Origin of the sequence: Mesobacillus maritimus, assembly GCF_019749255.1 — a bacterium.
In the GTDB taxonomy this organism is placed as follows: Bacteria; Bacillota; Bacilli; order Bacillales; family Cytobacillaceae; genus Mesobacillus_B; species Mesobacillus_B maritimus_A.
The window spans coordinates 87,932-111,362 of record NZ_JACWFH010000019.1 but is presented as its reverse complement, the minus strand read 5'-3'; the positions used below and the strand labels follow the sequence as shown (position 1 = coordinate 111,362).

The following is a 23,431-nucleotide window of genomic DNA, read 5'->3' as shown; positions in this document are numbered from 1 at the left end:
AGCGTTATTCATTTTTTTATTGGGAGTTGTTCAGTAATCTTGTTTTCTCTTTTGCTATGATTTCGTTCATGAAGTATGATGGTTTTATAGGAAATGGAAGTGAAGGAAATATTTTCATACTTTCATGGTTTGTAAAGGAGGATTTTTATGTTGACTAAATCTGTTTATTTAGATGCAAAAAATCGTACTCTCGAGCTATTAAATATTGCCGGTATCGCTTTAACCAATGCCGAAAAGGACGCAATTGAGGTAGCTGATTTTGGGTTAAAACAAGTAGAAATTCAAGGCTTACAATTAATCACATATATCAACAATGACCATTATTGTGCGAAGGAATTAGTTTTGTTTCCTCATCAAACTTGTCCAGAGCATAAGCACCCACCCATTAATCAGTTTGATGGAAAAACAGAAACCTTTCGCTGCCGTCTTGGCAAAGTGTTTTTATATGTAGAAGGGAGCGCGACAGAAAAAATCAGCGCGACCATTCCTGAGTCAAGCAAAGAGTATTATACCGTTTTCCACGAAATTGAATTGAATCCAGGTGACCAATACACCATCCCTCCTAACACCCTTCATTGGTTTCAGGCAGGTGAAGAAGGGGCCATCGTATCTGAATTTTCAACAACCAGTAGCGATGAATATGACATTTTTACAGATCCAAATATTAATAGAATTTCGGAAATAGAAGAATGAAGAGGGGAATTTAAAAAAACAGCTTCAGCTCCTGTCTTGTGGGTAGCGAGATGGGAAGGAAGTTCTAAATCTTTTAATATTTCTTGAATTCCTTTCTGTTCCGTGCTATCATCTTTTTGTTCTATAAAACTATATATCTGTTTGTAAATATCCGTGGGACAATGGACCTGTCCCCTTGTCCCACGGTGGAGGTTCTAGCACCCCTCTTGAAAAAAACTAGATGAAGCGGTACTTCCATCTGGGGGTACCGCTTTTTCGATTTGAAGGGAGATTTTTTTACAAATGTTAAAAGATGAAAAAGCGATTGTGGTGTTTAGTGGTGGTCAAGATAGTACAACGTGTTTACTTTGGGCGTTGAAACAGTTTAAAGAAGTTGAAGCTGTGACATTTGACTATAACCAGAGGCATAGTCTAGAGATTGAGTGCGCGAAAAATATCGCAAACGAACTTGGGGTGAAGCACCACATTTTAGACATGTCGTTATTAAACCAACTAGCGCCTAACGCTTTAACGCGTTCAGATATTGAAGTGACAGATGGGGGGGAAGGAGAGCTTCCGTCCACATTTGTTCCGGGTCGAAATCTGTTATTTCTTACCTTTGCCGGGGTACTGGCAAACCAGGTAGGAGCGAAACATTTAGTGACCGGTGTATGTGAAACCGACTTTAGCGGCTATCCTGACTGCCGCGATGTTTTTATAAAATCCTTAAATGTTACCTTAAATCTATCGATGGATTATAACTTTGTCATCCATACTCCTCTTATGTGGTTAAACAAGGCAGAAACATGGAAATTAGCGGATGAATTAGATGCCTTTGACTTTGTTCGGGAAAAGACCCTTACCTGTTATAACGGTGTGATTTCCGATGGGTGTGGTGAATGTCCTGCTTGTAAACTTAGACAAAATGGTCTCGACGACTACATGAAGGAGAGAATCTAATGACTGAGTTTCGCATTGTAGATAAACTTCAAAAAATCGATGTTGATATTGATCGCAATCAATTAAAATATCATTCAAAACGTGTGCTTGTCAGCAAGGAGTTCACCTTTGACGCCTCCCATCATCTTCACAATTATGAAGGCAAATGTAAAAATCTTCACGGCCATACGTACCGAGTGATTTTTGGAATTAGCGGCTATGTCGATGACCGTGGATTAATGATTGACTTCGGGGATATCAAAGAGATCTGGAAATCGGATATTGAAATCTATTTGGATCATCGATATTTAAATGAAACGCTCCCACCTATGAATACAACAGCTGAAAATATGGTGGTTTGGATTTATGAGAAAATGGTAGCAGCTCTTACTACAGAAGAGAATCTGAAAAAATATAAAGGAGCAAGAGTTGAATTTGTTCGACTCTACGAAACTCCAACAAGCTATGCTGAAGCAAGACGGGAGTGGATGATCCTTGACTAAAATCCCGGTAATGGAGATTTTCGGCCCAACGATTCAAGGGGAAGGAATGGTCATTGGCCAAAAAACCATGTTTGTGCGAACAGCAGGATGTGATTATTCTTGTTCATGGTGTGACTCAGCGTTCACGTGGGATGGCTCTGGTAAACATTTAATCAAACAAATGGATGCGGAAGAGATATGGAAAGAGCTAACAACGCTAGGTGGAGACCGGTTTTCCTTTGTCACCATTTCAGGAGGAAATCCAGCCTTATTAAAAAATCTAGACTCATTGATCTCGTTGTTGAGTGAAAAAGGAATCAAGATTGGCTTGGAAACACAGGGAAGCAAGTGGCAAGACTGGTTTTATCACATTGATGAACTAACCTTGTCACCCAAACCTCCTAGTTCAGGCATGGTCACGAATTTTGAGATGCTGGACACCATTACTCAGAGGTTAGAATCCTTCAAGAACTTCAGCTTAAAAATTGTTGTTTTTAATGATAAGGATTTTGATTATGCAAAAGAGATGCATAAAAGATATCCTAATGTGCCTTTCTTTTTACAGGTAGGCAATCCTGATAGCACGACAGTTGATCAAGATACATTAGTTCAAGACCTGATTCAGCAATATGAATGGCTCATCAATCTGGTGGTCGAAGATTCAGAGCTGAATGATGTGAAGGTCCTTCCTCAACTCCATACATATGTATGGGGGAACAAAAGAGGAGTCTAGGTAGGACGCGGGAGCGAAGGGAGGTACCCTTTGCTTCTTCTTTTTATAAGTAATTTTTAATGGAAGCATTTAGGCACGTCCTCATGCTTGTCTTTATGCTAAAATGTGTAAGGATGAGATTTAAGGGAGAGGAGCTGGGGATATTTGATACATAACCCGACAGGTAAGGAACGTTTGGGGTTGGCGTTTCTTCTCAGCATGCTGGGAATTCTAGGGCCTCTTAATATTGATATGTATTTGCCGAGTTTCCCTGAGATTGCCGATGATCTAGGAGTTCGTGCTTCGCTTGTGCAACTAAGTTTAACGACTTGTTTGATTGGCCTTGCGGTAGGTCAGATTGTCGTTGGACCAATTAGTGATGCCAGGGGGAGAAGGCAACCATTATTGGTTTGTATTTCTTTGTTTGCTGTATCTTCACTATTTTGTGCGCTTGCACCGAATATCGCGACCTTGGTTGTCGCAAGGTTTTTACAAGGGTTTACGGCTTCAGCGGGGATCGTGCTTTCACGTGCGGTAGTCCGTGATGTTTTTAGTGGCCGAGAATTAACGAAATTCTTTGCGCTCTTAATGGTCATCAATGCAACTGCGCCGTTAATCGCACCCATGGCTGGAGGAGCCATCTTGCTTCTGCCATTTGCAAAATGGAATACGATTTTTTACTTTTTAACGTTAATCGGAGTACTAATCGTTTTGACGACTGCCTTGAAGTTAAAAGAAACCTTGCCACCTGAAAAGCGGACACCGAGCTCGGTTTCGCATTCAGTTCGCACAATGGGAAGTTTGATCAAGGATCGCTCGTTTATCGGGTATGCGTTGACCGTTGGATTCATTCATGGCGGAAGCTTTGCGTATGTAGCGGGTACCCCGTTTGTGTATCAGGGGATTTATGAAGTTTCTCCACAGATGTTTAGTATTTTATTTGGAATAAATGGTCTAGCGATTATCACAGGGAGTTTTATGATTGGACGCTTTAGTGCGTTCGTCCATGAAAGAAGCTTGCTAAGAATTGCGGTTATTGTAGCCGTAAGTGCAACTTCTGTACTCCTAATTATGACGATGATTAAAGGACCACTTGCGTCGCTTGTCATCCCTATTTTTATCTACATGACCACCATGGGAATGATCCTTACAAGTTCCTTTACACTGGCCATGGAGAAACAAGGTCACCGAGCAGGAAGTGCGAGCGCCTTATTAGGTTTGCTGCCTCTGTTAATCGGTTCATTTGTCTCACCACTCGTTGGAATCAACGAAACCACCGCCGTACCGATGGGGGCAACGATGTTTATCACCTCATGTATCGGGGCAATCTCCTTTTTCACATTAACAAAACCGGAGAAGGTAAAATCTATCCTAAAATTAAAGATGGAGAACTGATGCAAGCAAAGGGGATGTGTACCCTTTGCTTCTTCTTTGTTTTTCATTCAATAAGGAGTTTTGTATGTATTGAGCAAAGTGGTTTTCGGTTTTCTTATTACTCCTTTGGATAGTTATATAATGTGTTTGTTTTTTTATATTCAAAATGATAGAGAATAAAGAAATTAGTAAGTGAATTGATTTAATGGTAACTGTGAGGCGAATTTAAGGTGAGGGAATATAGGTGGGAAATTGGATTAATTATGTAGTCGTTCCACCCCGACGAATTCTTCTCTGATATTTTGTATATTCTACTAGTACTCTGTTAAAATCGAAGTCTTCTAATTTTCCTCTAGGAGTTACATCTCCAGTAAAACGAATCGGGATTTCTGAATCAATTTCTACAAAAGATTCATTATCAAGACCCGCTTTAGCCCATTCCCAAATAGGAATTCTTAAAGGGAAAATTTTGCTTGGTCCCGAGCTGGTGATTTTAATAGCCACTGCAGTGGCAGTTCCATCTTCAGATACTGACAAAATAAGAGCCGGGCGATATTTACCAGGTTGTTGTCCAGGCAATATCGGCGGCTTAAAAGGAAACCATATGTCGTAAATTTGTCCTGCCTTTATCATATGTTAATCCTCCAACCATTTTAAGTGTTGAGGATTGTTATAATCTAAGTCGATGGCCACTCCATCTTTAACTTTTATGACTGGATATTGATCTAGAATTTTTTGAGGGTCTACTTGCTTTGACAGAATCTGGTTAATGTTTGAAGTGTTTTTTCTTGTTATTCTTCCCCGATTTCCGCGACCAGACGATAATACCATTCTTTTGCTTTTAGTTGGCATTTTACATCTCCTTTTTCTATTCATTTGCTCACCATCCCGTTTTATTTATTTGAGTTGATGCTAGTATATGCAAATGAAGGTTCCATATATAATCATAATACCCAAATAAAGAGAACCCAGTCAATATGGATTACTTACCTCATCAGCGTAGCAAAGGGGACTTCCCCTTTGCTTTTTTGTTTTGGATAAAAAACGGAGCATAGGGTCGTCCCCACGCTCCCGCTTCCATCTAATTCGTCTCACTTACTCTAACTCTCTTTCTATAAAAACTGAATACGATACCAGCCAAAATAATCACAAAGGAAAAGCAGAGGTAAATACTTCGATAAAGCATTTCGAAAGGTAGAGCTTCATTGATGGTTAGAAGTAAAGCTGAAATGGTTACTCCGAGTCCAGCTCCGAAAAATTGCATTAATTGCAGCACTCCTATTCCTGATCCAATTTGACTCAGTGGCAGGATTCTTGTAATCTCGTTTGAAACACTCGATGAAAGTGCTGTGAAGCCAACGCTTGCAAACATATAGATGAAAAGGATGAAATACGGACTTACCGTAGAAAACCATGCAAACAGCAGGGTGGCACATAAAAAGAAAAACTGTCCAAATAGAATTAAAGGTGCATTCCCAAAGCGATCAATCAGTCGCCCAATAAATTGACCCGCCACCACGGCGATAATCGCTCCAGGAAAGATCATCATCCCGACCTCTATCGGTTCTTTTCCGAAAACGGTTGTGAGAATGATTGGCAATAAAAACAGGTTTGAAAAGTTCATGAAAAAGGCGATACACCCAATAAAAAGAAGCTTGGTGAATTGTGAATTCTTGAGGAGGATGGGTGGAATAAACGGTTCTTTGGTTCTACTTAGATATTTCCACCAAATCGTAAAAAGAACCACTGTAGCAAGGAACATCCAATACGAAAAGGTCGTTAAATACAGTAACAATCCTGTGACACTAAGTCCTGTAAGGATTGCACCTGATAAATCGAATTTCCCTTTTTTGATTTCTTCAGGAGGCAATAGCTTTTGGAAAAAAGGAATAGATAAGACAGGAATGATTGTGACAACGAAAAGATAATTCCAGCCTAAGTATTGAGTAATCACTCCGCCTAATACAGGCCCTAATCCAAAAGCCAATGAGGCAGCCGACGCAATCACAGCCATCGCTTTCCCACGCCTTGATAGAGGGATATACCGTCCGGCCATGATCATGCTTAAGCCCATAACCGCTCCTGCACCAGCTGCTTGAAGGATTCGAGCTCCTAAAAGAACAATAAAGTGTGTTGAAAAGAACCCGATTGCTGATGATAGTCCAAATAAGATCAGTCCATAAAGTATCAGTCTGGAGAGGGGAACAAAATCGGATAATCGCCCAAAAGTTAACGATGAAATCGCAAAGATAATCGAATAACCAGAAACCAGCCAAGAAGCCATAGATGAGTTTAAGCTAAGGTCTTCAATGATAAACGGCAAAGCAACATTAAACATGGTTGTATTCATGACCACCAGCAACGTGGTGATACTCCAAACTAAGATGAGTTTATTCTCTTGAAAGGGCACAGTACTTTCCGGCTTAGAATGCGCCGTTAGGATCGAAGGCATTTCATCCCACCTTCCTTTAAATTATTAATAGAATCGCAATTTTACTATTCAGGTATTTTAATTGTATGGAAAACCATAAAAGACTATTTCTTCCCGCAGCCCCCTATAAAAAAACTAAACTAAAATCGCTAAGTGGCCTCTCATAATCTATCTCCGATTCCCCAATAAATAAATTGAGTTACTCTAACTAAATCAAGTTTATCGGATAACCCTTTTAAAAATCTTACCATTATTAGAACAAATGTTAAAGAATATTCTGAATAATAAAGCGAGAGGGGGTGTTTCCTTTAATCAAAGGGATGCACCCTTGGCTTCCTTTACGCGTTCATGGAAGTGTGCTCGTTACACAACGAAAAGACACAGTATCGTTACTGTGCCTTGGAAGTATTTTTATAAAATGCAGAACACATAAATCAAACTAGTTAATAGACTACACCAAAGTGTTCAGTCGCACACCCATGGCATGTTTTTTTATTAAAAAGATGCTCAGGAGAAACCTTTTCCCCGCAAAACTGACACGTTTGGTATTGTCTTTTTCGGGAAGTAATTGTTTTTAACAATACCTCCACTACTTGTTCTTCTTGCTGTTCATGTGGTAAAGAGGCAAGAGATTCCCAGGATAGAAGCTGTTTCTTCATTAAAGTAGGGATAGGCTCATGTCCTTCCCAATAGATGCTATGATAGCCGAACTGAATACCATCCATAGTCGGTTGTACATAAATGGATGGTTCATCCGCAAAACCCATTAAAGGAAAAGAAAATAAGTTTTGATCATCAAATTCAAAGAGAGTGAGTTGCTCGTAATCGATGACCTTATGCTTTTCCAGTAAATCGGCATTTGCGATTAACTCTTTTATCCAGAGAGTGGCTCGCTCCTTTGTGCTGTGCTCAGCGGGCTCATCCTTTTTTTCCAACAAATGCTTAAGGTGGTGGATTAGCTTTAACGTTTCTACTAAACGAATTCCCCACCCTTCCTGATCGTGAAAAGATTGATAGGTTTGAAACACCATACCAGCTGTGAACAGAGAATTTTCTTCCTCAGAAATAAGGTTAAATTTAGCATTTTTATTAAAAATAAAGCAGATATTCTCCTGGATTTGTTGGACTTTTTTCTCGTAGTGCGGCATATTTACGAACCATGTCCTTGGAAATGGTTCGTATGCTTCGTCTTCTGTCCTATTTAGATGAAGATTGATCCCTTTAGGCAACTGTGTTGCGATTGTATAGAGTTCAGAAAGAATGGTTGATAGTTTGGATAAGCATTCTTCCACGTCTTGATACTCAACAGGGATTGAACAAAAACGGGCTAGGTAAGCCAAGTTCTCTTCTAAAACGCGAATAACTTGATTATGTAAAAACTCGTTTTCTTTCGAATCAATGATCAAAGAATAAAGGTACTTTGCGGCTTCGAGCTGTGCTATCGGAACTTTTATACATAACTGAGCTACGTATTTATTGTCAGATTGTAGAATCTTCTCTTCCCCAACAATCCAATTTATTTGCGGAGCTTTGTATTTTAACTCTTGAGCGATATGATATAAGTCGTCAAATAGGTTGAGTTGATTACCTAAAGTAAGAATTGCGTATGTTTCCACGTTGTGAATAAACCTCCAAAATAAACAAGGATCTGTGATTATTATAGCAGTAGAGGATTGAAAAATCGTATAAAAGTTTTCATTTTTACTAGTTTTCTTTTAATCACTTAAAGTCTTACTAGGCTGTACACACCTTTCTTTCACGTAAAGTACCCACTTCCTATCTCCAAAAATGTTAAAATAGTGATGGATGTAATGTTAGAAAAAAAGCCGAATTTATTCTTGCAGACTAGATGAAATGTAAAAGGAGATAAGATGCTACCTGAAATAAAGCTCTCTGTACGCTCATTAGTTGAATATGTGTTCAAAAGTGGAAGTATTGATAATAAATTTCGAACGGCGACCACGATGACCGAGGGAACGAAAGTGCATAAGGCGATTCAAAACACATATGCCGAAACCGATCAGAAGGAAGTTTTCCTTAAAACAGAGATTGAGTTTGATTCAATGAATTTCGTCATTGAGGGACGCTGTGACGGGTTGATTTTTCATGGTGATGAAATTCTAATTGATGAAATTAAGTCGACTTCGAGAAACTTGGATATGATTCAAGAGGACAGTTATCCTGTGCACTGGGCTCAGGCGAAGGTGTATGCCTATATTTATGCAAAAGATCATGACCAGCAAAACATGAGTGTGCTAGTAACGTACGTGCAGGTTGTGACCGATGAGCAAAAGAAATTTAAAAAAGAATTTACTTTTCAGGAACTAGAACAATTTGTGAATGAGTTGGTAGGGAAGTATTCGCCATATGCATCGTTGTTAACGAGGCATCGGTTGCGTAGAGATCAAAGTATTCAAGAATTAGCGTTTCCTTTTGAGAGCTATCGAGAAGGGCAACGCAAGCTTGCGGGTGCTATATACAAAACGATTAATGATGAAAAGAATATCTTTGCCAATGCACCGACAGGAATTGGAAAAACCATTTCCACCATCTTTCCAACGATAAAGGCGATGGGGGAAGGAAAGCTTGAACGCTTGTTTTATTTAACAGCTAAGACGATTACAAGACAAAGCGCAGAAGATGCTTTCTCTCATATGAAAAAGAAAGGCTTATGTATGAGCGCAGTCACGATAACGGCGAAGGAAAAAGCTTGTTTCAAGGAAGAAACCATTTGCCAGAAAGAATATTGTGAGTTTGCCAATGGCTATTATGACCGCATCAATGATGCAGTTTTGGATATTTTCTCTCATGAAACGTTTATTAATCGAAGTACGATTGAAGAATACGCAAGAAAGCATACACTTTGTCCATTTGAGTTTTCATTGGATTTAGCGTTTATCGCCGATGCGATTATTTGCGATTATAACTATATTTTTGACCCAAAGGTATCGTTGAAACGGTTTTTCGATGAGCATAAAAAACAATCGGTTATATTAATCGACGAAGCGCATAACCTAGTTGATCGAGCTCGAGAGATGTTTTCAGCAGATTTGTCTAAGTCAAACTTTCTTATCCTGAAACGGGAATTTAAAGGGTCTCCCATCTACGACTCTGTAACGAAACTGAATAAATATTTTATTGAACTAAAGAAAAAGTGTTCGGAAAAAGGGCAACTTGTGCGAAGGGAATTACAAGTGGATCTGGTAGAGATGCTTGAGGAGTTTATTCGTCATGCCGAGATTCAATTATTACAACAAACGCAGTCCGACCATCAGCAAGAGCTAGTAGATACGTATTATGCCGCAACAGGTTTTGTTCGAATCTCTAAACTCTATGATGAACGGTATGTGACCTATGTGGAAGCAGCGAAAAATGAGGTTTCTCTAAAAATGTTTTGTTTAGATCCGTCTTACTTGCTGCAGCAGGTTCGGAAAAAGTTTCGCAGCACTGTCTATTTTTCGGCCACTCTGTTGCCTCTTCCGTATTTTGCGGATATGCTTGGCGGCACAGGGGAGGATTATTCGATAAAAATTCCTTCGTTATTTTCAAAAGAACAAGCAGACGTATTCATTCAACCATTATCTACGCGTTATCATGACCGAGATCATACGAAAAAACCATTGGTTGAGATGCTTTCAAAGCTCGTTCAGGAGCGAAGCGGAAATTACCTCATTTTCTTTCCTTCCTACCATTATATGAAAACTGTCTATGAAGAACTTTCAACACACTACCCAGATCTTCCTACCATCATCCAAAATAAAAAAATGGATGAGGAGGAAAGGGAGCAATTCTTGGAGAATTTTAAAGAAGGAAAGAACCAAACTCTCCTCGGTTTTGCTGTTTTAGGTGGAATATTCTCTGAAGGGATTGACTTAAAAGGAGACAGGCTAAACGGCGTGGTTGTAGTAGGGGTTGGACTTCCACAAGTTTGTCTAGAACGGAACATTATGAAGGATTATTTTCAATCAACTGGAAAGAATGGATATGATTACGCCTATACCTACCCAGGAATCAATAAGGTGATTCAAGCTGGAGGAAGATTAATTCGGTCTGAGACCGATTCAGGCACGATTGTCCTAGTCGATGACCGGTTTCTTACCCCAAATTACAAACAACTTTTACCAGTAGAATGGGAAGATTTTAAGACGATATGAAGGGAAGTGGAGGCGAAGTCATCTTTAAGCAAAAAGGCACGCCCCCACGCTTCCAATTAGGAGGAATAGTATGACGTATGAAGAAATCATGCAGAAGCTTGAAGAATTAGGTTCTGAGCAAACAAAGAAAATTTATCACAATCATGGGGTAAAGGAACCTTATTTCGGCGTGAAGATCGGCGATTTGAAAAAGCTTGTGAAATACGTGAAAAAGGATCATGAATTGGCGCTGAAATTATATGATTCTGGTAATCATGATGCGATGTATTTAGCTGGACTTTCTGTTAAACCAAAAGTAATTTCAAAAGAGACGCTACAAGATTGGGTAAAAAAGGCTTACTGGTATATGATTGCTGAATATACGGTTGCCCAAGTTGCAGCGGAGAGTGAGTATGCCCTTGAATTGGCAAGAGAATGGATGAATGCAGAAGACGAAATGGTTGCAGTCGCAGGCTGGAGTGCGTATGCTAACTATTTATCTATTACCCCTGATGATGAGATGGACATCGACGAAATTAGGAGCTTGTTGGAGAAAGTGAAGAATACAATCCATACGGAGCGTAATCGCGTTCGCTATGTAATGAATTCGTTTGTGATTTCGGTAGGTTCTTATGTACCTGTTTTAACAGAAGAAGCAAAACAAGTAGGAGAAGAGATTGGAAAGGTGCATGTAGACGTTGGAAACACCGCATGTAAGGTTCCCGTAGCGAAGGATTATATTAACAAGGTAGAGAAGATGAACCGTGTTGGGCTAAAGCGGAAGACATGTATTTGTTAGCACAGAAGGAAGCAAAGGGAATCCCCTTTGCTTCTTTTCATGTCGCAAGGGTACGTCCCCACGCTTCCATTCTGCATTTAAACGTTCACTAAATCAGGTTTCTTCTTGTAATGATAAAACCCTTCGCCAGTTGCAATTCCGAGTTTTCCTTTGTCGATATACTCCGTTTTTAATAACTCTGCTACTTTTACAAATTGTGGATTTCCTGTTTCTGCTTTTGCTTTTGCGATGTTATAAGCAGTTGTAATCCCAATGATATCTAAAGTCGCAAAAGGTCCTTTTGGTGCACCTGTGGCAATCTGCCATGTTTTATCGATGGATTCCACATCGGAAATTTCGTTTACTAGAAGGAGCTCGGCGGCTTCTAACAACGGCACCAATAGGGAGTTTAAAATATACCCTGGTTGTTCTTTATGTAACGGTAAAGCAACCATGCCGATTGCCTTGGCAAACTCTAGCATATCGTCAAACACTTCTGGATCTGTTCCAGGGTGTTTCATGACTTCAGCTGTGTTGCTTACCCAAATTTGGTTGGCAAAATGTAAGGCCAAGAACTTTTCAGGACGGCCGGTATCTTCCGCAAATTGACTAGGCAGTAAGGTAGAAGAATTAGTCGCAAAAATGGTTTTTTCAGGCGCAACTTGTCCTAGTTTCTTGTAAAAATCAGATTTAATTTGAACAACTTCTGGAACGGCTTCGATCACAAGGTCTGCTTCTGCGACCGCAAGTGATAAGTCGTTGTAGAAAGAAAGGCGGTTAAAAGCTTGATCGACTTCTTCCTCGGAAACCTTGAAATGTTTTTGGTAGCGCGGCTTTAGTTTTGAAATTCGTTCTTGTGCTTTCGCCACTGCTACCTCGTTCACATCGTATACTGCTACATCAAATCCTTTGAACGCAATTTGGAAAGCGATTTGACTCCCTAAAACGCCACATCCAGCAACAGTAATATTTTTGTAATTCATATCCATTCTCCCCCTTTGAAAACGATTACTTTCGTAAAATATTATTGCATTAAATTGGAAAAAAATGAAGAGGTTTACAGAAATCTATTTTACTATTTTGAAATTTATCTATTTTTGGGGTTGCTTTGGTTTGAGGTTGAGAAAAGATTTTACCATTGTTTCACAATCTGAATTTGAAAATAGACCGAAAAAGAGACAGTTCACACTTTTAAAGAATGAACTATCTCAATTTCTTTACCTCCAATATCCATTTGGTCTAAGTGAAATAGGAACAGTGGGATTTGAATAGGGAAAAGCTTGCGGAAAAGTTTGGCCTAACGGTTGGATGTTGTAGTGAGTGCCTCCGATATTATAATACTGAGGATTCCCTGGGTAAATTGGTTGACCCCACGCCCCAACTGAAGCCGGCGGATACCCTTGATACGTAACGGTCCCATTCACTCCAGTAATAATTGTGTACATGATCTCCTCCTCCTTCTCATCACTCCCATATTTTATGCGAGAGAGACAAGGAAAAGAGTTTGTCCCCAGCGAAAATAGTCGATTGAACTAATGGAAGAAAAATACATCATTTTGAGGTTGAGGCTTTATTTGATTCTATCTGTTCCTTTAGAATAGAAGTATCTAACTTTAAGGGAGAGAAGAAGCATGAAAAGAATGACGTTTTGGGGTAGAGATGAGAATGATGAAAGGCTGTTGGTAGAGTGTTTGTTAGAAGTGAAAACCGCTACATGTACGCCTAAGGTATGGTACGATGCTCTCCCAGAGGAAGAAGAAGGTGGGGTAGGAACTCAGTTTGAGGTACATACCAAAAAAGGCGTTCCTGCCTGCACAATTGAAATCACTGAAACATTGGAAATTCCTTTCGGGGAGATCAAAGGAGAAATCGGAGAAAAAATTGCCGCTGCGGAAAACTCGACATTGGATCAATTTATCAAGGACCATATCTTTTCCTGGAAAGAAGCACTTTCAGCAGAAGGCATTGAATTAAACCAAGATACAGTCATTGTTGTTGAATACTTTAAACTAGTAAACACCAAAATAGACTTTAAGGAGCTAGGTCATAAAATTGAGGTACTGCTTTAGGGGGAGAGGACCTCTTCCTAGTTTATTTTTTCGATTTTGTAATGAGTGAGTGTAATAGATATGCTGATCTCGCACCCCGCGGACCGCTTTGATGAAACGATGGTGTTGTGGCTAGGGGAAATTAGTAGGTTAGGAGCAAGTTTGGTAAGATTACTTGGTACCGTTGGGGGTATATATTCTTACTTTGGGAATATATATTCCCATTTTAGGAAATATAACGTCTCTAACGGGGAATATAATGTCCCGCCACAGGGAATATATTTTCTCCCACGGGGAATATAGCGACGATACTGAATAAAAAACCCCCCCAGCAGGCTTTTAAACCGTTCCTTAAGATAAAAATACCCCTCTAATAAGCGCGAAAAAGCCTCGTTTAGTTAAAAACGGGGCTTTTTTAACGCTGTTTATACGTAATTCGCTCTTTAATTCCTACATTTGAACACAACAACCATTGCTGTGCACCAAGTTTGCGGTAGGAGACCAGCCTCAGCCACTCATATCCTAAAAGTCGATAAATACCGCAAAAACTCTTGTTGATTCGTATGCTCGTATTTCATAATCGCGTAGGTGGAAGCATCAGGCAAGGCAATGTGCTGGCAAGGGATTTCGACGAGCCTCCCTTCCAGCAATTCACGACGGACGGTCGAGATAGGAAGAAACGAGACGCCTAACCCCTCGGCAATAAACCGTTTGGTGATATGCACTTGTGACACCTTCATCATTCGAACGCTCGGATACTTTCTTTTGATGACAGTACTCAGCGAGTCCCAGTAGGCAGGGTGGTTATGTGTGAGTAAGTAAGAAGAGGTTAATATTTCTTCTTCATCATAAGGCGGAGCGGTTTCTTCGTCTCGTCCATCATGAGGGGCAACAAAGATAACACGGTCCTTATATAAAAGTTCAGAAACCAGCTGTTCATGGTGACTCGGCAAACAAGACAAGCCAATATCCACTTCTTCCTTCCACACAGCGTCCTCAATTTTATCTGACTCAAGAATTTTCACTTCGATTTCTACTTCTGGATGTTGATCTAAGTAGGTTTTCAATACATAAGGCAAGATAGTATCGGCAATCAGTGGGGAGATGGCAATCGAAAATTTGGTGGAGTAGCCTTGCGTATAAGCATTTAAATCTTCTAGCCCCTTTTCATATGCGGTTATCACGCGCCGGGCATGAAGCAGAAACTTTCTTCCTTCTTCCGTCAATTTCACCCGCTTTCCTTCTCTCAGAAAAAGCTCCACCCCTAATTCTTTTTCTAGTAGTTTAATATGAACCGAAACAGAAGGCTGTGAGATGTATAATTGCTCGGCCGATTTACGAAAGTTTCCTAGTTCGGCAGCGGTAATAAAGGTGGTTAACCAACTAAACTCCATATAGATCACCCTAATTAAAATAATGAATGATTTCGTTTAAAATCATTTAATGTTCTTAATTATCTTAATTGTATATGATAATAACAAAAGATGGAAGGAGAGGAGTTATATGATCCAACCAGGGTTAAAAGGGGTCGTTGCAACTGAAACCAAGATTAGTCATATTGACGGAGAGAAAGGGAGATTAATCTATCGAGGGTACGACGTGAAGGAACTAACGGAACACGATTCATTCGAAGAAGTCGCCTATTTATTATGGTTTGGCGTACTACCTACAGCAAAGGAACTCACCAAATTTAATGAGGAACTAAAAAGCCATCGTACACTATCATCCTATTTAAAAACTATTCTTGATTCCCTGCCGAGGGAGATGGATATGATGAGTGTCCTGCGAACCGTTGTCTCTGCGGAAGGCAGTTTACACTATACATCGAAACCAACCATTCAACAATGTATGAAACTCACATCGATGATGCCGACGATGATTGCCTATCGAAATCACTCTCTTCAAGGAACACCGTTTGTAGAACCACGTCAGGATTTGGGGCATGTTGAAAATTATCTTTACATGCTACATGGGGTATTGCCAACAAAAGCTCAAACCAATGCGTTAGAAACCTATATGATTTTAACGATGGAGCATGGCATGAATGCTTCTACCTTTTCGGCAAGAGTCACGGCTTCGACCGAGTCTGATCTCATCTCTGCTGTGACCTCTGCAATCGGCACCATGAAGGGGCCACTCCATGGCGGAGCACCGTCAGAGGTGATTCACTTATTAGAGGAAATTGGCTGTACCGCAAATACAGAACAAGTTCTTAGACGTAAGTTAGAAAATCGGGAGAAATTGATGGGTTTCGGTCACCGTGTGTATAAAACTCATGACCCGCGTGCCGTTGCATTGAAAAGTACCTTGCTAAAGCAAGTAGGGGAAGATGAATGGCTGGACCTTGCACTATATGTAGAAAACACCGCAGTCGAACTATTAGAAGAGTATAAACCTGGTAGAAGTCTTTATACGAATGTTGAATTCTATGCAGCAGCGATTATGAAGGCAATCCACATGGACCCTAGCCTTTTCACGCCAACCTTCACAGCAAGTCGAATCGTAGGGTGGACTGCCCACATTCTCGAACAATCGCAAAACAATACAATCTATCGACCTGAATCGAAATATACTGGCAGGATCCTCTAGAGCATCCAATATTGTCTTTTCGTTTTATCTGTGATATGATTCCTTTTGTACTAAATGACTAAATTTATCATCCGGTCAGTTTTAGGGAAAAGGGGTGAAGAAATTGGCGATTGATCGTAGGCAGTTGATAGTAGAAGCCGCTCATAAATCATTTTCTTTATTTGGATACAAAGCCACGACCATGGATCAAGTTGCGAAAGTAGCCAATGTCGGCAAAGGGACGATTTACACCTTCTTTAAAAATAAAGAAGAGTTGTTTGACGAAATCATTTCTTCGCTCATTCGGGAAATGAGGGCCGCTGCTGAAGAAGTCATGGATGAGCAGAATACGTTCCATGAGAACGCCAACCATGTGCTTTTTACCTTGTTGGAGTATCAAAAAGAGCATCAACTAACCATCAAGCTCCTTCAAGAAGGAAGAGAAATGGGTACACGTGAAGTGGTCGATGTGTTGAATCGACTTGAAGAAATGATTGTTCAATATGTGAAAGAAATCGTGCAAAAAGCGGTCGATAAAGGGGAAATTGAACGGTGTAATCCTGAACTAACAGCGTTTGTGATGTTGAAATTATATGTAGCGCTGATTTTTGATTGGGAAAAATCCCACAAGCCACTAAATCAGGATGAGATTTTCAAGGTGTTTCAGCAATATTTAATCAATGGATTGTCCACCTAGTACAATCCCATTTTTTCACCTAGCAATGACCACTTGGCTAAAATGGTCACTTTGAACCCTTCATGATGGAAAAGGTGCTAGCTCTTTTTTTTACATTTAAAATGACTAGTTGGCTAAAACGGTCACTTTTCATCCTTACGATGGAAGAGAAACCAACTCTTTTTTCACACCAAAAATGACTAGTTGGCTAAAACAGTCACTTTTTCATTCGAAACGATCGAAAAGACGCCAACACTTATTCATCAAAAATTGACCAATTGATTCTAATAGTCAAACAGTAAAAGGTGGGAGAATAAAAAATGAAGAACTCATTATTTGTATCAGAATGGAAACAGATTTTTAGCAACCGCAAAGTGTTGATTCCCATTCTTGCTGTGATTTGCGTTCCAATTTTATATGCGGGGATGTTTCTTTGGGCCTTTTGGGATCCGTACGCACAGCTAGAAGATTTACCGGTAGCGGTCATTAATCAGGACCAAGGCGCTGATTTTGAAGGAGAACAGTTGGCTTTAGGGGATCGACTCGTTGATAATTTGAGAGAGAATGATAGTTTTCAATTTCATTTTGTGTCAAAAGAAGAAGGCTATCAGGATTTAGAAAACAATGAGTATTATATGGTGATTGAAATTCCAGATAACTTTTCAGAAAATGCAACAACCTTACTGGATCAAGAGCCAGAGAAATTATCATTAAAATACGTACCAAACGAAAGCCACAATTTCTTATCTGCCCAAATCGGCGAAACAGCTATTAGCGAGATCAAAAGTGTCATCTCGAAGGAAGTAACCGCAACTTATGCGGAGACGATTTTTGACAAAGTCACAGAAATGGCAGATGGCTTTGCTCAAGCAAGTGATGGAGCAGGAGAACTGAATGATGGTGTGTCAAAGCTGAATGATGGCGCAAATACGCTAACGGAAAACCTCGAAACGCTTGCCTCCAAGTCGATTGAGTTTAATGAAGGATTAGGAAAAGTAAAAACAGGTTCAGGCGATGTTGCAAATGGGGTAGATGAGCTAGCTACAGGAGTAAATCAATTATCACAAGGCAGCAACAAGCTGTTAGCGGCATCAAAACAATTGCAAACTGGATCTGACCAGTTGGTTTCAGGGCTTGCCGAGGCGAATGCTGGAATAAGTGAAATGGATTCGAAACTTCCAGAACTAGTTGCTGGAACGAACCAAGTGCAATCAGGGCTTAAAGAGTTTCAAAAAGAGCTACCAGGGCAACTAGCTACAGCCATTGGTGGACAAATGGAGGATAGTGTAAATCAGATGAGTGCTGGGCTGGATCAGCTTGAAACAGAATTAAGTTCCCAGTTATCTGCCGGAATTGCTGCGCAAATTTCAAGTCAACAAACCGCACAAATGACCCAACTGTTTGAAGCGCTCCAAAAGGCGAATGTTGACCCAGCTACGCTTCAAGCAATTCAACAGCAACTTGCAGCAAGTGCACCTTCACAAGCAGAGTTGGAAAAACAGCTGAAGACTGGGATCTCACAAGGTTTAAATCAAGGTTTTAGTCAATATAAAACAGCGGTTGGTGAACAGTTTGAAGGATCCACAAGCACAATCGAAACAAAAATTAAAGCTGCCGTTGACCCGACTTTTAACAAATTAGTACAGGGTGTTACAACGATTAATGAAAATCAAGTGAAGCTCCAAGACGGTGTTCATCAGCTTGCGTCTGGCTCTAGTCAGTTAAGTGAGGGAGCATCGAAACTAGCAGCAGGACAAAATGAATATGTAAGCAACTTTGCACAATTCGATGGAAAACTAGCTTCCGCCAATGCCGGGGCAACAAAATTGGCGACGGGAGCAAATGACTTGAACAGTGGTATGAACCAACTAGCAGACGGTTCAAGTAAAATCAGTGATGGAACGAATCAGCTTGCGGATGGGTCCAAACAGCTAGTAGACGGAACGTCACAAGTAGAAGATGGAACGAATGAGTTAAAAGATAAACTAGCTGATGCTGCAGGACAGGCAGGTTCAGTAAAAGCCGATGAAAAGACGTACGACATGATGGGTGAACCTGTAAAGGTCGAGAAGGAAGCCATCAATGAAGTACCAAACTATGGAACTGGGTTTGCTCCTTACTTCCTATCATTAGGCTTGTTTGTTGGGGCATTATTGATTTCGATTGTGTATCAATTGAAAATGCCATCTGTTCAACCTAAAAATGGCTTTGCCTGGTTTATCGGCAAATTCGGTGTCCTTGCGATCATCGGAGCGATTCAAGCGGTGATTGCGGATATCATCTTGTTGCTAGGATTAGGATTGGAAGTACAAAGCATTCCACTCTTTATCCTAACGTCGATGATCATTAGTTTTACCTTTATGGCATTGGTTCAATTCTTTGTTACATTGTTTGGGGACCCAGGACGTTTCATGGCAATCCTCGTTTTGATTTTCCAATTAACCACAAGTGCTGGAACTTTCCCACTTGAGTTAATTCCTAGAGCATTACAACCAATTAATGCGCTGTTACCAATGACGTATTCCGTTCAAGCCTTAAAAGCAGTCGTATCAAGTGGAGATTATGCCTACATGTGGCAAAATAACGCCATTCTCCTTGCGTTCATGCTCGGATTCGCCGTTCTAACAACAATTTATTTTATGATCCAACATAAAAGCAAACGTGACCTACTTCCAGAACAAAACGCAGCGGCATGAGACAGAGGGACAGGCACTTTGTCCCAGGGCAAATTGAATAAGGTGCCCAACTCCTAGTGCGTCCATTCTTTAGTGGACGGGTGGAATAGCATCAAACAACATAAAAAGCTTCCGGTAAAAACCGGAAGCTTTTATCATTTTCTCTTTATTAAAGCACCAACTGAACAGTTTCAGCTTCTTTCTCCAACTTGAAGCTTCCTTTTTTATCCTCACAAACCAGATCATACTCCCCAAGGAATCCTTCAAAGGTAACCATTCCGTTGTCGTCTGTTTTAGCACTCACATTGGTATTCCAGTCACCTTTAATCAGTTTCTTTAAAGTTTCGTAAGCTGGTTTTGGACTATTATCGGCTCTGATAAAACCAGCAGGTGCACCTAGCCATGCACCATCATCACTGAAGGACCAGCTCGTAATGGCTTCAACCAAAGGATGTTTAAACAGAATCGAATACATTTCTTCGACTTCCTTCGCCTGGCGTTCTTCGAATTCAGGAGTCGATGGCCATTCAGCTAACTGATAGTCATTTAGATCTTCAATATCAGCTGGCATCAGATGACCAGACGTCAAGGTGTTTTCTGTAAAATGAATCGGGAGACCAAATTGTGAGAAGCGCTCTAACACTTCTTCTAATTTCTCTCGTCCCCAATAGCCTTGATGTTGATGGGACTGAATGCCAATCGCGTCAATTGAAACACCTGCATTCAAACAGCCGTCAATTAGAATTTCATAGTTAATGGACGTATTAAAGTCATTTAATAATAGAGTTGCGCCAGGGTTTGCTTCGCGTGTTTTCGCAAACATTTCTTTGACCATCCCGACACGGCCAAGGTCTTTCGAAATTCTAGTAATGCCGTTGTCATATTTATCAAAGATTGGCATGATGACCACTTCGTTGATCACATCCCACATATCGATCAATCCTTTAAAATCAGAAACTTCACGTTCAATTCTAGCAAACTGTGTTTTCAGAATTTCTTCATTGCTCATGTCTAGTAGCCATGGAGCCGTTACGGTGTGCCAGCAAAGAGGATGGCCTTTCACGGCAATGTTTCGGTCTTTTAACCATTGTGCTGCCGCTTTTAATTCTTTAGTCTGTGGTTTGCCTTTTTCAGGCTCGAAACGACCCCAGTAGAAAGGGAGAGTACCAAAGTTAAACACTTCTAAAAATCGATCCATTTTCTCTTCTAAAAAAACCAGTCTGTCTGCAGGTACACTCTTGTTTGCAACCTCAACTGCATCAAATGCACCACAACCAAATAAGAATTGATGGTTCGTCTGATTGAACGTTACTTCCTTGCCTGCAAGAGGATGTCCAGATGCATCGACAAGTTTCATTTTCTTGCTCCCGATACGATGGTTTAACTCATTTGTCTGTTTCATTTTATAACCTCCAGAATAAAATGATTGCAAAACTTCTATTATAGAAAACGCTTTCTTTTCCCTACCTTCATTTTACTAAACTTTGTTCGTCTAGGGAACTAACTAACTAGAAAATAAAGGAATTTTTGGACTCAAATATTTTTTATAAAATAATATAATGGAAAGTTCTACCAAGAGTGTCGCCTCTTTGTTACTATAAAAGAGTCTGTATGTAAAAAAGGAAAATAAAAGAGGTTCTGATATGAGCGTATTTGAGGGGAATAAAGCGAGTAAAACAATCAATGGAAGTGTGATTCTAGAGGATCTTACTCTGACCATTTCTCAAGGTGAGAGGGTAGCAATTACCGGTGAAAATGGTTCAGGGAAAAGCACGCTCCTCAAGCTGATTGCTGGAATCTATGAGAATACATCAGGCGAAGTGAAGCGTGCACACTTAGAAAAAGGGTATGTACCTGAACACTTTCCAGAAACTATAAAACTTAAACTTCAAGAGTACTTGATGCTGGTAGGAAAAATGAGTGGGAAATCTAAAGAAGAGTTAACAAGCGAGATCAGCGAATATGCCAAACTGTTCAATGTTACGGAATTCCTCCACACCCCTTTAAAAAATTGTTCAAAAGGGACAAAGCAGAAAGCAGGCATTATCCAGGCATTGTTAAAGGAACCTGATGTGTTACTTATGGACGAGCCACTGACGGGGTTAGATGACAAAGCACAAACAGAGTTGTTAACGCAGTTACAATCCCTTCAAAAGAACCAAACGGTCATTTTTACAGCCCACGAATCCTATCTGATCGACGCATTTGCAGAGAGGGTTTTACAAATAAAGAGTGGCAGATTAGTCTATGATTCTACTAAACTTAACCAAGAGAAAGTAAGAATCATAAAAGCAACGGTCCCCACTAGAGAATACATTTCCGGTATCCAAGCCATGAGCAAAAAATGGCACGGGGAAAGTCTCGTTGAACTAACGGTTTCCGCTAATGAATCCGATCGCGTGTTAACTTTGTTGCTCAAACAAGGCTGTTCCATTATTGAAGTTTCAGAGAAGAGGTAGTTCTGTGTTACCATTTGTTGTTTACCAATTAAAAAGCTTTGGATTATCGTTAAAATTCATTCCACCAGCCACTCTTTATTTCGCATGGGTGTTCATTTCCTATGCTTATAAAAATGTCCCCATTCTTAGTAGCTACGGGGGCACGGCCATGGTGTTGTACCCAATTATGGTATGGATGACAATGGCGCTCTTTCACTTAGAAGAGGAAAGTGAAAAGCATATTCTATTTTCGCATCTTGGGAATAAAAGAAGATATTTGCTTGGGAAGTGGCTCACCCTCATAATAACGATGACTCCTTTATTGTTGTTTTCCATCTTTTATCCGATTGTCACCTCTAGCTTTAAAGGCACGATGAGCTTTGAATTGTTTTTCATTGGAGTGTATGTCCACGTTGTTTTCGCTGCCTTTGGAATGGTAGTCGGAACTTTGTTTTCAACCACGAATCTTGCAAGTAAAAAGTATAGTTGGCTAAGTGCAGCTTTGGTGGTAGTGGTTTCATTTTCAGCCAAATCGATGATTGAAGCTGCAGCATTTCTAAAATGGATGTTGTGGATTTTTCCACCTGTGTTTGATGTGTTGAGTTTAGTAGGAAACGGAGAGGGAATATTCTTAAACACAAGCTCAATCATGAACGATGTTTGGGTGATCTTTTATCTGATGATCGGATTTACATTATTGGTTCCTCTTTTTAGAAAAAAAGAGAGTTAAGTGAGCCTAGAGCTGTAACAAGATCGACTAGGCTTCACCGTGCTAGCTGGCCTTGCTGCTTTTCAAAAGGATTATCGATATGTAGGTGTAAAAAAGGGAGAGAACTCTAAATCCATTGTCATGGTCAAGGCCAGGCAAGTTCTAACTTGAAACTGAAATTGAGCGATTTCCTCTCTATCAGGATCGAACCTATATTAGATTGATATTGACTATCGAAACCAGACAGATTTATGATGGGGTAAAATATGGAGTATGATTGTAAATGTCATTCAGATGAAGTATAAACTAGACCATTTTATGGGCTATCGTTTTCGTTATTTACCTATGCAGAAACAACAACGGTTGGATTCGTAGATTGTGATTATTTTAGAGTGAAGAGGAAATACATCTGGCATAAACTTACTTGTCTAGAAATTATCAAACGAAGGAAGCAGGGGAGGATAACCTGCTTCCTTTGCTTTCTTCTCCAAAATGGTCTTGAGACTCGCTCTCAAGGACAAAACCAGCTGCCACCCCCAGCAAAATGTCTATGAGCCGCTTCCTCAAGGACAAAACCTACTGCCACCATCATTAAAATGTCTATGAGCCCCGCGCTCAAGGACAAAACTAGCTGTCACCCCCAGCAAAATGTCTATGAGCCGCGCGTTCAAGGACAAAACCAGCTGCCACCCTCAGCAAAATGTCTATGAGCCGCTTCCTCAAAGACAAAACCAGCTGCCACCCTCAGCAAAATGTCTATGAGCCGCTCCCTCAAAGACAAAACATGCTGCCAACC

At 40.3% G+C, this 23,431-nt stretch carries 21 protein-coding genes; 13 read left to right on the top strand and 8 right to left on the bottom strand.

Going from position 1 to position 23,431, the window contains the following annotated elements; translation table 11 throughout:
* Positions 1–147 precede the first annotated feature (147 nt).
* The 5 genes from H0185_RS15265 to H0185_RS15245 all read left to right on the top strand — a co-directional run bounded on the left by H0185_RS15265 (position 148) and on the right by H0185_RS15245 (position 4,200).
* Positions 148–693, top strand: a complete 546-nt coding sequence (locus tag H0185_RS15265) for a D-lyxose/D-mannose family sugar isomerase (protein ID WP_221874373.1) — start codon at positions 148–150, stop codon at positions 691–693.
* Positions 694–975: 282 nt separating this feature from the next.
* Positions 976–1,632, top strand: a complete 657-nt coding sequence (gene queC, locus H0185_RS15260) for a 7-cyano-7-deazaguanine synthase QueC (RefSeq protein WP_221874372.1) — start codon at positions 976–978, stop codon at positions 1,630–1,632.
* Positions 1,632–2,114, top strand: a complete 483-nt coding sequence (queD, locus tag H0185_RS15255; protein WP_221874371.1) for a 6-carboxytetrahydropterin synthase QueD — start codon at positions 1,632–1,634, stop codon at positions 2,112–2,114. Before queC ends, queD begins: the two co-directional genes overlap by 1 nt.
* Positions 2,107–2,826 (top strand): 7-carboxy-7-deazaguanine synthase QueE, encoded by a 720-nt coding sequence (gene queE, locus H0185_RS15250; RefSeq protein ID WP_221874370.1) that lies wholly within the window; start codon positions 2,107–2,109, stop codon positions 2,824–2,826. The genes queD and queE overlap by 8 nt, the downstream gene beginning before the upstream one ends.
* Before the next feature lie 144 nt (positions 2,827–2,970).
* Entirely contained in the window at positions 2,971–4,200 is a 1,230-nt protein-coding gene (locus H0185_RS15245) for a Bcr/CflA family efflux MFS transporter (RefSeq protein WP_221874369.1), read from the top strand.
* A gap of 240 nt (positions 4,201–4,440) precedes the next feature.
* On the opposite strand, the gene H0185_RS15240 is transcribed toward H0185_RS15245, so the two are convergent.
* The 4 genes from H0185_RS15240 to H0185_RS15225 form a co-directional block, all read right to left on the bottom strand.
* Entirely contained in the window at positions 4,441–4,812 is a 372-nt protein-coding gene (locus H0185_RS15240; protein WP_221874368.1) for a type II toxin-antitoxin system PemK/MazF family toxin, read from the bottom strand.
* A 3-nt stretch (positions 4,813–4,815) separates the two neighbouring features.
* On the bottom strand, positions 4,816–5,031 hold the full coding sequence (locus tag H0185_RS15235) for a PspA/IM30 family protein (RefSeq protein WP_221874367.1): 216 nt from the start codon (positions 5,029–5,031) through the stop codon (positions 4,816–4,818).
* Between the two features lie 229 nt (positions 5,032–5,260).
* Positions 5,261–6,631 (bottom strand): MFS transporter, encoded by a 1,371-nt coding sequence (locus H0185_RS15230; protein ID WP_221874366.1) that lies wholly within the window; start codon positions 6,629–6,631, stop codon positions 5,261–5,263.
* 422 nt (positions 6,632–7,053) lie between these two features.
* On the bottom strand, positions 7,054–8,226 hold the full coding sequence (locus H0185_RS15225; protein ID WP_221874365.1) for a hypothetical protein: 1,173 nt from the start codon (positions 8,224–8,226) through the stop codon (positions 7,054–7,056).
* 255 nt (positions 8,227–8,481) lie between these two features.
* Between H0185_RS15225 and H0185_RS15220 the strand changes: the two genes are divergently transcribed.
* Complete coding sequence (locus tag H0185_RS15220; RefSeq protein WP_221874364.1) at positions 8,482–10,764, top strand: helicase C-terminal domain-containing protein; 2,283 nt, start codon at positions 8,482–8,484, stop codon at positions 10,762–10,764.
* Between the two features lie 70 nt (positions 10,765–10,834).
* Positions 10,835–11,542 carry a DNA alkylation repair protein gene (locus H0185_RS15215; RefSeq protein WP_221874363.1) on the top strand — a complete coding sequence of 236 codons (708 nt, stop codon included), beginning with the start codon at positions 10,835–10,837 and terminating at the stop codon, positions 11,540–11,542.
* A gap of 77 nt (positions 11,543–11,619) precedes the next feature.
* Here the strand turns inward: H0185_RS15215 and H0185_RS15210 are convergent, their stop codons facing one another.
* Together H0185_RS15210 and H0185_RS15205 are read right to left on the bottom strand one after the other, a co-directional pair.
* The gene (locus H0185_RS15210) at positions 11,620–12,504 is read right to left on the bottom strand and encodes a 3-hydroxyacyl-CoA dehydrogenase (protein WP_221874362.1); all 885 of its coding nucleotides are present in this window, start codon (positions 12,502–12,504) and stop codon (positions 11,620–11,622) included.
* Positions 12,505–12,738: 234 nt separating this feature from the next.
* Positions 12,739–12,966, bottom strand: coding sequence for a hypothetical protein (locus H0185_RS15205; protein ID WP_221874361.1), 228 nt, complete (start codon positions 12,964–12,966; stop codon positions 12,739–12,741).
* Positions 12,967–13,152: 186 nt separating this feature from the next.
* Between H0185_RS15205 and H0185_RS15200 the strand changes: the two genes are divergently transcribed.
* Positions 13,153–13,590, top strand: coding sequence for a hypothetical protein (locus tag H0185_RS15200; RefSeq protein ID WP_221874360.1), 438 nt, complete (start codon positions 13,153–13,155; stop codon positions 13,588–13,590).
* A gap of 494 nt (positions 13,591–14,084) precedes the next feature.
* Here the strand turns inward: H0185_RS15200 and H0185_RS15195 are convergent, their stop codons facing one another.
* Complete coding sequence (locus tag H0185_RS15195) at positions 14,085–14,963, bottom strand: LysR family transcriptional regulator (protein ID WP_221874359.1); 879 nt, start codon at positions 14,961–14,963, stop codon at positions 14,085–14,087.
* 109 nt (positions 14,964–15,072) lie between these two features.
* Between H0185_RS15195 and H0185_RS15190 the strand changes: the two genes are divergently transcribed.
* The 3 genes from H0185_RS15190 to H0185_RS15180 all read left to right on the top strand — a co-directional run bounded on the left by H0185_RS15190 (position 15,073) and on the right by H0185_RS15180 (position 19,509).
* Positions 15,073–16,158: a citrate synthase/methylcitrate synthase gene (locus tag H0185_RS15190; protein ID WP_221874358.1), complete on the top strand. Its 1,086-nt coding sequence runs from the start codon at positions 15,073–15,075 to the stop codon at positions 16,156–16,158.
* A 103-nt stretch (positions 16,159–16,261) separates the two neighbouring features.
* Positions 16,262–16,834: a TetR/AcrR family transcriptional regulator gene (locus H0185_RS15185; protein WP_221874357.1), complete on the top strand. Its 573-nt coding sequence runs from the start codon at positions 16,262–16,264 to the stop codon at positions 16,832–16,834.
* Between the two features lie 299 nt (positions 16,835–17,133).
* Positions 17,134–19,509, top strand: a complete 2,376-nt coding sequence (locus tag H0185_RS15180) for a YhgE/Pip domain-containing protein (RefSeq protein ID WP_221874356.1) — start codon at positions 17,134–17,136, stop codon at positions 19,507–19,509.
* Positions 19,510–19,657: 148 nt separating this feature from the next.
* Here the strand turns inward: H0185_RS15180 and H0185_RS15175 are convergent, their stop codons facing one another.
* On the bottom strand, positions 19,658–20,890 hold the full coding sequence (locus H0185_RS15175) for an endo-1,4-beta-xylanase (protein ID WP_221874355.1): 1,233 nt from the start codon (positions 20,888–20,890) through the stop codon (positions 19,658–19,660).
* A gap of 241 nt (positions 20,891–21,131) precedes the next feature.
* Here H0185_RS15175 and H0185_RS15170 point away from each other — a divergent pair, with 241 nt between their 5' ends.
* Together H0185_RS15170 and H0185_RS15165 are read left to right on the top strand one after the other, a co-directional pair.
* A complete protein-coding gene (locus H0185_RS15170) occupies positions 21,132–21,947 on the top strand; it encodes an ATP-binding cassette domain-containing protein (RefSeq protein WP_221874354.1) in 816 nt (271 codons plus the stop codon).
* Between the two features lie 4 nt (positions 21,948–21,951).
* Positions 21,952–22,656, top strand: a complete 705-nt coding sequence (locus H0185_RS15165) for a hypothetical protein (RefSeq protein WP_221874353.1) — start codon at positions 21,952–21,954, stop codon at positions 22,654–22,656.
* Positions 22,657–23,431 lie beyond the last annotated feature (775 nt).

Excerpts from the sequence above, each read along its gene's own strand:
- H0185_RS15170 (WP_221874354.1), top strand. The coding sequence starts at position 21,132 with ATGAGCGTATTTGAGGGGAATAAAGCGAGTAAAACAATCAATGGAAGT.
- queC (WP_221874372.1), top strand. The coding sequence starts at position 976 with ATGTTAAAAGATGAAAAAGCGATTGTGGTGTTTAGTGGTGGTCAAGAT.
- H0185_RS15210 (WP_221874362.1), bottom strand. The coding sequence starts at position 12,504 with ATGAATTACAAAAATATTACTGTTGCTGGATGTGGCGTTTTAGGGAGT.
- H0185_RS15175 (WP_221874355.1), bottom strand. The coding sequence starts at position 20,890 with ATGAAACAGACAAATGAGTTAAACCATCGTATCGGGAGCAAGAAAATG.
- H0185_RS15215 (WP_221874363.1), top strand. The coding sequence starts at position 10,835 with ATGACGTATGAAGAAATCATGCAGAAGCTTGAAGAATTAGGTTCTGAG.
- H0185_RS15190 (WP_221874358.1), top strand. The coding sequence starts at position 15,073 with ATGATCCAACCAGGGTTAAAAGGGGTCGTTGCAACTGAAACCAAGATT.
- H0185_RS15235 (WP_221874367.1), bottom strand. The coding sequence starts at position 5,031 with ATGCCAACTAAAAGCAAAAGAATGGTATTATCGTCTGGTCGCGGAAAT.
- queD (WP_221874371.1), top strand. The coding sequence starts at position 1,632 with ATGACTGAGTTTCGCATTGTAGATAAACTTCAAAAAATCGATGTTGAT.
- H0185_RS15180 (WP_221874356.1), top strand. The coding sequence starts at position 17,134 with ATGAAGAACTCATTATTTGTATCAGAATGGAAACAGATTTTTAGCAAC.
- H0185_RS15220 (WP_221874364.1), top strand. The coding sequence starts at position 8,482 with ATGCTACCTGAAATAAAGCTCTCTGTACGCTCATTAGTTGAATATGTG.
- H0185_RS15230 (WP_221874366.1), bottom strand. The coding sequence starts at position 6,631 with ATGCCTTCGATCCTAACGGCGCATTCTAAGCCGGAAAGTACTGTGCCC.
- H0185_RS15265 (WP_221874373.1), top strand. The coding sequence starts at position 148 with ATGTTGACTAAATCTGTTTATTTAGATGCAAAAAATCGTACTCTCGAG.
- H0185_RS15200 (WP_221874360.1), top strand. The coding sequence starts at position 13,153 with ATGAAAAGAATGACGTTTTGGGGTAGAGATGAGAATGATGAAAGGCTG.
- H0185_RS15240 (WP_221874368.1), bottom strand. The coding sequence starts at position 4,812 with ATGATAAAGGCAGGACAAATTTACGACATATGGTTTCCTTTTAAGCCG.
- H0185_RS15205 (WP_221874361.1), bottom strand. The coding sequence starts at position 12,966 with ATGTACACAATTATTACTGGAGTGAATGGGACCGTTACGTATCAAGGG.
- H0185_RS15195 (WP_221874359.1), bottom strand. The coding sequence starts at position 14,963 with ATGGAGTTTAGTTGGTTAACCACCTTTATTACCGCTGCCGAACTAGGA.